Raw genomic sequence first — 1432 nt, 5'->3', positions numbered from 1 at the left:
CTACCGTGTAGAACCTGGCCCATAGTGCTTCCTTCCAATCGAGGGAAAATAGTGCACCATCAAAGCATGGGATCAAACATCCTAAGGCGCGGCAAGCCACAAGTAGCTCACATGCAACACATGAGGGCCGGGCAACCGGCCATCGTTGCATCTGCGCACATTGCGCCGGACACCTGCACCCGCATAAACTCTGCCGACGCCACGCGGGCGTAGCTCAATGGTAGAGCTGTAGCTTCCCAAGCTACTGACGTGGGTTCGATTCCCATCGCCCGCTCCAGAGCTTCCGCCAAGTCTCTAAGTGCCTGACTTGGCTGGATATTTCGGCCGATTGATGATTCCGAGCGATGCCCCTTGAGGTATCAATCGAGGTATCAATCTTGCCCAAGCCTCTGATGATGTCGCGCTCGGCCGGCCTGTATGCGCGCTTCTTTGTCCCTACCGATCTTCGAGCCTCGATTGGCTCGCGTTACCTTGTCCGATCGCTGGGAAACCGTCGCGGGGACCACGCCAGGCTGGCGGCGGCCACGATGGGGATGGCACTATCGATGGCATTCGATGCCATGCGGAAAGGGAGGACCGTGGATCTGGAAGAACTGCTGGAAAAGGTTCTGGACATGTTCGCGCTCGATCCCGAGCAGATCCGCGAAATCGGGCTGATTGGGGTGGAGGAGCTGGGCGAGGTGGTCTACCACGCCTGGTCGCTCAATGCCGGCGAATTGGACCGGGTGGTGCAGTGGTTTCGCACGCTGCGGGTGGAATTTGTCGGCAAGCACTGCAGCGAACTGATCCGCGCCGGGCGAAGCGGCCCGGTCCTGCCGCGAGCACGCACTGCTGCGCCATCGCTGAGCCCCAGCAGACCCACACGGGCCAAGGCGCTTTACGCTGGGCTGCCCAGCGGCAATACTCGCTTACCCGCCCATACCTTATGTTTTGCCAATGCGCCAGGATTCGCCCGCTTCACCCACCGCCGCCGCCCGGGCTGAACTGCTGGAAGAGCTGCGAAAGCTTGAGCAGGAAGAAGCGCAGCTGAAATACGCCCAGACGCTGGAAGCCTTCGACCAGGTGATCGAGGTGCTTACTCAGTTCGGCAACCGTTTTAATGCCAAGCAAAAATCCCAGATTGCCTCGCTGGCGATGACCGGCAAGACCAAGGGGCCGCTGTCCTCCACTGGCGAAGTGGTCGCCAAGTACTGGATCCCGCATTCCGGCGAAACCTGGTCCGGCCGTGGTCGTACGCCGAAGGCGTTCAAGGCCTGGGAAGGCACCAGCTCTTATAAAGAATGGAAAGCCAATCATCCGGACAAGCGCTTCCCGCTCTATCCGGGTTGAGTCGCCCGACACGTGATGTCGAATGCCCGCAGTGGGAGAGGCGTTGCCTTTGGCCTTGGATATTTTGGTGAATGTTTGGCACACTAGCTGTTCAGTCCCGGCA

At 59.8% G+C, this 1432-nt stretch carries 1 protein-coding gene, 1 tRNA gene and 2 pseudogenes; all 4 read left to right on the top strand.

The genetic code is table 11. From position 1 onward, the window contains the following. The first annotated feature begins 203 nt into the window (after positions 1 to 203). Positions 204 to 277: transfer RNA gene (locus XAXN_RS18060), tRNA-Gly, on the top strand. Positions 278 to 344: 67 nt separating this feature from the next. Beyond that, a pseudogene (locus XAXN_RS23305) lies at positions 345 to 608 on the top strand (DUF6538 domain-containing protein); the annotation flags it as partial. After that, positions 600 to 846: pseudogene (locus tag XAXN_RS18055) on the top strand (hypothetical protein); the annotation flags it as partial. The pseudogenes XAXN_RS23305 and XAXN_RS18055, both read left to right, overlap by 9 nt. A 90-nt stretch (positions 847 to 936) precedes the next feature. Continuing rightward, complete coding sequence (locus tag XAXN_RS18050; protein WP_054320561.1) at positions 937 to 1329, top strand: H-NS family nucleoid-associated regulatory protein; 393 nt, start codon at positions 937 to 939, stop codon at positions 1327 to 1329. Positions 1330 to 1432: the final 103 nt, after the last annotated feature.

The sequence above is a fragment of the Xanthomonas axonopodis genome (assembly GCF_001304695.1).
Classification (GTDB): domain Bacteria; phylum Pseudomonadota; class Gammaproteobacteria; order Xanthomonadales; family Xanthomonadaceae; genus Xanthomonas; species Xanthomonas axonopodis.
This window is presented reverse-complemented; position numbering and strand designations above follow the sequence as displayed.